The organism is Agromyces humi, from assembly GCF_009720255.1.
Taxonomy (GTDB): domain Bacteria; phylum Actinomycetota; class Actinomycetes; order Actinomycetales; family Microbacteriaceae; genus Agromyces; species Agromyces humi.
This window is the reverse complement of the sequence record NZ_WJSP02000236.1, coordinates 1-5,784: the sequence shown is the minus strand read 5'-3', so window position 1 is coordinate 5,784 and position 5,784 is coordinate 1. Positions and strand designations below refer to the sequence as shown.

At 70.7% G+C, this 5,784-nt stretch carries 6 protein-coding genes; 4 read left to right on the top strand and 2 right to left on the bottom strand.

Annotated features, from left to right (window positions below; translation table 11 throughout):
* Together GH736_RS15800 and GH736_RS15795 are read right to left on the bottom strand one after the other, a co-directional pair.
* The coding region (locus GH736_RS15800; protein WP_162529569.1) for a 3-hydroxyacyl-CoA dehydrogenase NAD-binding domain-containing protein at window positions 1-338 on the bottom strand (338 nt) is incomplete at its 3' end.
* A 202-nt stretch (window positions 339-540) separates the two neighbouring features.
* Complete coding sequence (locus tag GH736_RS15795; protein ID WP_159605039.1) at window positions 541-1,434, bottom strand: hypothetical protein; 894 nt, start codon at window positions 1,432-1,434, stop codon at window positions 541-543.
* Between the two features lie 350 nt (window positions 1,435-1,784).
* Between GH736_RS15795 and GH736_RS15790 the strand changes: the two genes are divergently transcribed.
* The 4 genes from GH736_RS15790 to GH736_RS15775 all read left to right on the top strand — a co-directional run.
* Window positions 1,785-2,924, top strand: a complete 1,140-nt coding sequence (locus GH736_RS15790) for an Ig-like domain-containing protein (protein WP_159605037.1) — start codon at window positions 1,785-1,787, stop codon at window positions 2,922-2,924.
* A gap of 27 nt (window positions 2,925-2,951) precedes the next feature.
* Window positions 2,952-3,566 carry a C40 family peptidase gene (locus tag GH736_RS15785; RefSeq protein WP_159605035.1) on the top strand — a complete coding sequence of 205 codons (615 nt, stop codon included), beginning with the start codon at window positions 2,952-2,954 and terminating at the stop codon, window positions 3,564-3,566.
* Between the two features lie 157 nt (window positions 3,567-3,723).
* Complete coding sequence (locus GH736_RS15780) at window positions 3,724-4,665, top strand: glycosyltransferase (RefSeq protein WP_159605033.1); 942 nt, start codon at window positions 3,724-3,726, stop codon at window positions 4,663-4,665.
* A gap of 10 nt (window positions 4,666-4,675) precedes the next feature.
* Window positions 4,676-5,784, top strand: a 1,109-nt coding sequence (locus tag GH736_RS15775) for a glycosyltransferase (protein WP_159605031.1), incomplete at its 3' end; no start/stop codon positions are given.

The window sequence follows — 5,784 nt, the reverse complement described above, 5'->3', positions numbered from 1 at the left end:
CCGGATGCCGCGTGCTCGAGGATCCCCTCGACGGCGGCATCCACGTAGCTCAGGTCCGCCGAGTAGGAGCCCTTCAGCTGCGGGGTGCCGACGGCGATGAAGTGCACCGTCGCGCCCGCGGCATCCGCCATGTCGGTCGAGAACGTGAGACGCCCGGAGGCGACCGCGGAGCGGAGCAGTTCGGGGAGTCCGGGTTCGAAGAACGGCGCTTCACCCGCGGCGAGCCGCGCGATCTTCGCCGCGTCGACGTCGATTCCCACCACCTCGTGGCCGAGTTCGGCCATGCTCGCAGCGTGCACGGCACCGAGGTATCCGCATCCGATCACTGAAACTCTCACGTAGTCGCCTCTCGTCAGAGTGGGGCCACCGTTGGATGCCCCACCAGCCCTGTCCCAGTTCTAGCAAGCGCCCTGTGGGCGCTTGTTTCCGCGTGGTTACAACTCGATGACTTCCCGACGAACCCTGCGATCTCGTCGCTCGGGCGCGCCCGAGGACGGGTCGGCCCCGCCGCTCGGCGAGCCCGACCCGTGGTGGCGGGCCTCAGTACCAGCCCTCGAAGGTGGTGATCATGTCCTTCGAGCTCCAGCCCGGAACCGTGTGGCCGTACGGATGCCACTGCACGATCACCTCGGCCGCCACCGGGCGGGCCATGTCGGCCAGCGCGACGCCGTGGGCCGCGGGCGGCACCAGCGGATCCGCCGCCGAGACCAGCGTCTTCAACCGCGCGCCCGTCCACGAGGACTGCGGAAGTCGCGCCGGGTTGGTGGCGACGGCCGCGGCACGGTCGAACTTGTACGTCGTGCGCACGCGATCGTCGCGGTCGTACAGGTCCTCCATGTCGTAGGCCGCGTTCGCCAGGTACATGCCGCGAAGCGCCGGGATGAGCTTCGTCCCGTAGCTGTAGGTCATGAGCGGCCCGCCGCCGGAGTTGGCACGCAGGAAGCTCAGCCCCACCTTCCAGACGGCCGTGACGTACGCCGTGGCGTTCTTCTGGTACTGGATCGCCGCGTTCGTCGTCCAGAGGCTGCCGCCGTAGTCGGGGCAGATCACCACCGCGCCGCGCTCGGCGGCCAGCTCGCCGCTGTACAGGTGGGCGCCGTCGAGGGAGGTGTGCGTGCTGCCGTTCGAGTGGAAGACCCACAGCACCCCGACGGCGGTCTTGGACTTGGGGATGGCGGTGTGCGGCACGAACAGCCGCGCCACGTCCCCCGAGATCGACACGTCGATGCACTCGTACGGCAGCTTCGCGTCGCGGGTGAAGCGAGTCGCCGTCCGGCTGATCTCGCCGGGCAGCGTGGGAATGGGCGACGTGTTGGCGGCCTGCGCCGCGGTCGACCAGCCCCCGCCGGCGGCGAGGACCCCGGCCGCCGACCCGATGAGGAGCTGTCGTCGTGACCAGCCGCCGGGTTCACGGCCCCCCTGCTCGTGAGTCATGTTCCGTGCTGCCCCTTCCATGTCCACGCCCGAGTCGCTCGCCGGCGAGAGCGGGTGACCGCTTTCCTCAGCGTATTCCGCCGGGGTCGCCGGCCGACCTGGCGCGGCCCGAAGTTAACCCGCCCGTAACGGGACTTCGGCACCGAGTATTGACGGCGCCGTCGCGCATGGGACAGCATCGAACCAGCCCAACTGGGGGGTCAAGACGAGGACGAACCCTACCGTCCGAGTTCTCACGGTCGTGCGACGACCGGTGGGTGTCGACGTGTCGGCACGGGGAGTTCGCCGAGGGGGGCGGACGAGGTCGGGGCCTCGCGGGGAATGGGAACCAACGCTTCGGGGGAGGCATCGTGCCCAGTATTCGCATCACCGCACCGAGTGAAGGTCAACGGGTCTCGGGCAGCGTCCTGGTGTCGGCCGAGGTCACCGGCGGTTCGAAGGTGTCGAACGTCCGCATCATCATCGGCCCGCCGCAGTACGGCACCCGCACGGCGACTGCGTCCGGTGGGGCGTACGTCTACCGCTGGGACACCACGAGGAAGCTGGTCGACGGGGTGACCCCGCGGCCGTGCGACTCGGCGTTCTGGATCACCGCACGGGCCACGGTCGACGGCGTCGAGATCGTCGCTCCCTACGTCGGCGTGATCACCGCCAACACGCCCCGCCCCGAGGCCGGCGCCGTCACCGGCGGGTGGCGCTCCGACCTGGCTTGGGCAGCACAGTACGGGGGGACGTTCTCGCAGTGGAAGTCCAGCCACCACGCGACGATCGGCTCGGCGTACGCGCGGCTCGAGGACGACCCGATCCACGGGAGCCGCCGCCGGGTGATCAAGGCCGCCGTGCCGAACCGCGCGAAGAGCGATCCCGACCAGACGTCGGGCACGGTGCGGTTCCAGTCGTCGAGCCGGCAGAACCTCAGGGAGGGCGATGAGTTCTGCGTGGGCTTCTCCTACCTGCCCTCGGCGAGCTTCCCCTCGGTCTACCCGCCGAACGACCCGGCCAACCCGAACGGCCCGGCCGGCACGGCCTACATCGCCCTGTTCCAGCTCTACGGGCCGCCGTACCAGCAGGGTTCGCCGTTCCTCATCCACGCGAACCGCGACGACACCAAGCAGCCGATCGACGAGTTCGCGATCAGGGGGAACGAGCTCAACGCCGGCGACCCGTGGCCGTTCCTCTCGGGCCCGTACAACCGGGGCAGGTGGACGGATGTCGTCTTCAAGATGCGCCTGTCCACGTCGATCGAGCACGGCTGGGTGGAGGCCTACGTCAACCAGGGGCAGTCGAACCGGGTCCAGAGCGTCCCCTTCGTGAACGGCCTCCGCCGTGTGCCACGCGTGCTCCTGCGGCCGGACTCGCAGGGGTTCCGCACCGACATGCAGATCTACCGCGTCGCGGACAAGTTCGACTGGGTCACGGTGTGGCACACGGCTCACCGGATCGCCCGGACCGTGGAGGAAGCGGACCCGCGGTCGTACGACCTGCGCTGACCCGCATGACAGTTGGGGGTGGACACCATGGACGATCGACGTGACGGATGGGTGCCGGCGGCGGCGGGACCCGGCGGGGCGGCGCCGCCGGCGCCCGGGATCAGCCGACGCACGTTGCTGGCTGTCGGCGCGGCCGCGCTCGCCGTCCCGAGCGTCGCCGAGGCGGCCCGAACGGGTGCGGGCGTTGCCGCGCCACCGGGCGCCGCCATGACCGCCGTGAGCGACTCCGGAGCCGCGGCGGTCATCGCGAAGGCCGAGTCGGCGGCGGGAATGCGGCTGGACGGCAGCCCGTGGATGGCGCCGAGCGGGTTCGGCTGGAGCGCGCTCTTCGTCTCGTGGCTCCTCCGCGAGCACGGGCTTCCGGCCATCGCCTCGCCACTCGAGCTGTTCGAGCGCTACCGGCTCGCAGGCCGCACGCAGGCCGGTCCCGAGCCCGGGTCGCTCGTGTTCTACAGCACGGGCGGCGCGGCGCACATCCATCACGTCGGCATCGTCAGCTCCATGCGCGGCGGGGCGGCGCAGACCGTCGAGGGGGACGTCCCAGGTGAGCTCCCGTCGGAGCTCACGTTCGTGCGGCGGTTCTCGGAGCCCTGGTCGGAGCGCGTCGTCTTCGCGACGCCCGACTACCGCACGGGCGGGTGACACCGTCGATGACACCGAATGAGAAGGGCGGATTAAGAACAGGTTAAACCGGGCAGTCGTCGCTTGTGCCGCTCATCGGCCGATCGCAGGATGGGGGACACCGGAACACCTCGACAACGTCGTCGTCGAACATCACGCACCATGCGAAGGGGACGACATGACGACGATGTTGGTGGCGACGAGCGGCGGCCATCTCACCCAGCTCCACCTCCTGCGGCCTCGGATCGCGCAGGGCGACGACGTCGTCTGGGTGACGGATGCCACGGCGCAGAGCGCCTCGCTCCTCGCCGGCGAGCGGGTCATCACGCTGCCGAACCGCGCGCCGCGCGACTACCTCGGCATCCTCAACGACTTCCACGCCCTGCGGCCGCGGTTCCGGGCCGAGGATGTGACCCGGGTCTACAGCACCGGGGCGCAGATGGCGATCTCGGCCATGCTCGCGGCGAAGGTCGCGCGGGTGCCGTTCTCGTACATCGAGAGCGGGACACGCGTCCGTGAGCTGTCGGCCACCGGCCGGCTCCTCGATCGCGTGCCCGGCGTGAAGCGCTACGTGCAGTACCCGTTCGCGGAGAACGACCGCTGGGCCTACGCCATCTCGGTCTTCGAGGGATTCGAGGTCGTGCCCGTGATCCCCGAGACCGGCTCGACACCGCGGGTCGTCGTGAGCGTGGGCGGCAACGCGCACTACGGGTTCGAGCGCCTCATCCGGCGACTCCACGCCGTGCTCCCGCCCGAGTGGTCGGTGCTCTGGCAGGTGGGGCCGTCGGATGTCGCAGACCTCGGGATCGAGACGGTGCGGAGCCTCCCCGCAGAGCGGCTGAAGGAGGAGATCGCCGACGCGGATCTCGTCATCTCGCACGCCGGCACGGGGTCGATCCTCACCGCGCTGAGCCTTGGGAAGCGGCCGATCGTCGTTCCACGTCGCGCGGCGCACGGGGAGCACGTCGACGGCCACCAGGACGACCTGGCGGCGTACGTCGACCGTGCCGGACTCGCGTTGGTGCGGGAAGCCGACGAGATCACGATCGAGGATCTCGAGGAGAACCGTCGGTGGGCTGTGAAGCGTGCAGCCGACCTCGCCCCCGTCGCGCTCGCCTGAGGCCGCCGAGATGCGTGTGCTGCACGTGACCGAGGCGCTCGGCGGAGGCGTCCAGAGCGCGATCGTCAACTACGTCAGGGGCGTGCCCGAGGCCGAGCACTCCCTCTTCTCGCGAGCGCGAGACGGCCAGGGCACGCACGGGCTGCCCGACGCGATCGCGCACGAGGGCTACCGCGGCGGGCTCGTCGGGTTCTTCTCCCGCATGCGGCAGAAGGTGCGCGAGGAGTCGCCCGACGTGATCCACCTGCACTCCAGCGTGGGCGGAGCCGCTCGCGCGGTGCTCGGGTCCGGACCGGGCATCGTGTACTCGCCGCACTGCTACGCCCTGGAGCGCACGGATGTCTCTGCGCCCGAGCGCTGGTCGTACGAGGCGATCGAGCGCGTGCTCGCCCGGCGGAAGCAGGTCATCGTCGCGGTGAGCCCGCGCGAAGCAGAGCTCAGCCTGCGACTCAATCGGCGCAATCCCGTCGAGGTCGCCTACAACCCCACGCCGTTCGCCCACGTCACGCGTGACGCGGCCGAACGCGACATCGTGGTCATGGTCGGCCGGCTGTCACCGCAGAAGGCGCCGGAGCGCTTCGCCGCGGTCGCACGACTCGCCCACCGTGGCACGTTCGTGTGGATCGGCGACGGGGACGCGGCCAGCCGCTCGGAGCTCGAGACGGCCGGGGTGCAGGTCACGGGCTGGCTGCCTCCCGAGGAGGTCCAGGCTTGGCTGCACAGGGCGGCGCTGTACCTGCACACCGCGGCGTGGGAGGGCGGCCCCGTCTCGACGATCGAAGCCGCCGCCCTCGACGTCCCGGTGCTCGCACGGAGCATCCCCAGCATGGCGTCGCTCGGATACGCGCTCGCCGGCGCCACCGATGCGGAGATGGCGGCGTCGGTCGACGCGTTCTTCGAAGACCCCTCGTATCGGCATGAGGTCGCGCGGGCCGGCCGCGACGTGGTGCGCACGTCGAGCCACGACGCGATGTCGGCATCGCACCGTGCCGTGCTCGAGAGCTCGGGGCTCATCGACGCGCTCCGCAACAGTCGCGACCCGCAAGACGAGACCCGCGCCGAGAACGTCGAGGAGCTCGTCGCGCAGACCCGCGACTTCGACCGCGAGAACCCGGGCGC

Coding starts and splice junctions, on each gene's coding strand:
- GH736_RS15795 (WP_159605039.1), bottom strand. CDS start 1,434: ATGACTCACGAGCAGGGGGGCCGTGAACCCGGCGGCTGGTCACGACGA.
- GH736_RS15785 (WP_159605035.1), top strand. CDS start 2,952: ATGGACGATCGACGTGACGGATGGGTGCCGGCGGCGGCGGGACCCGGC.
- GH736_RS15780 (WP_159605033.1), top strand. CDS start 3,724: ATGACGACGATGTTGGTGGCGACGAGCGGCGGCCATCTCACCCAGCTC.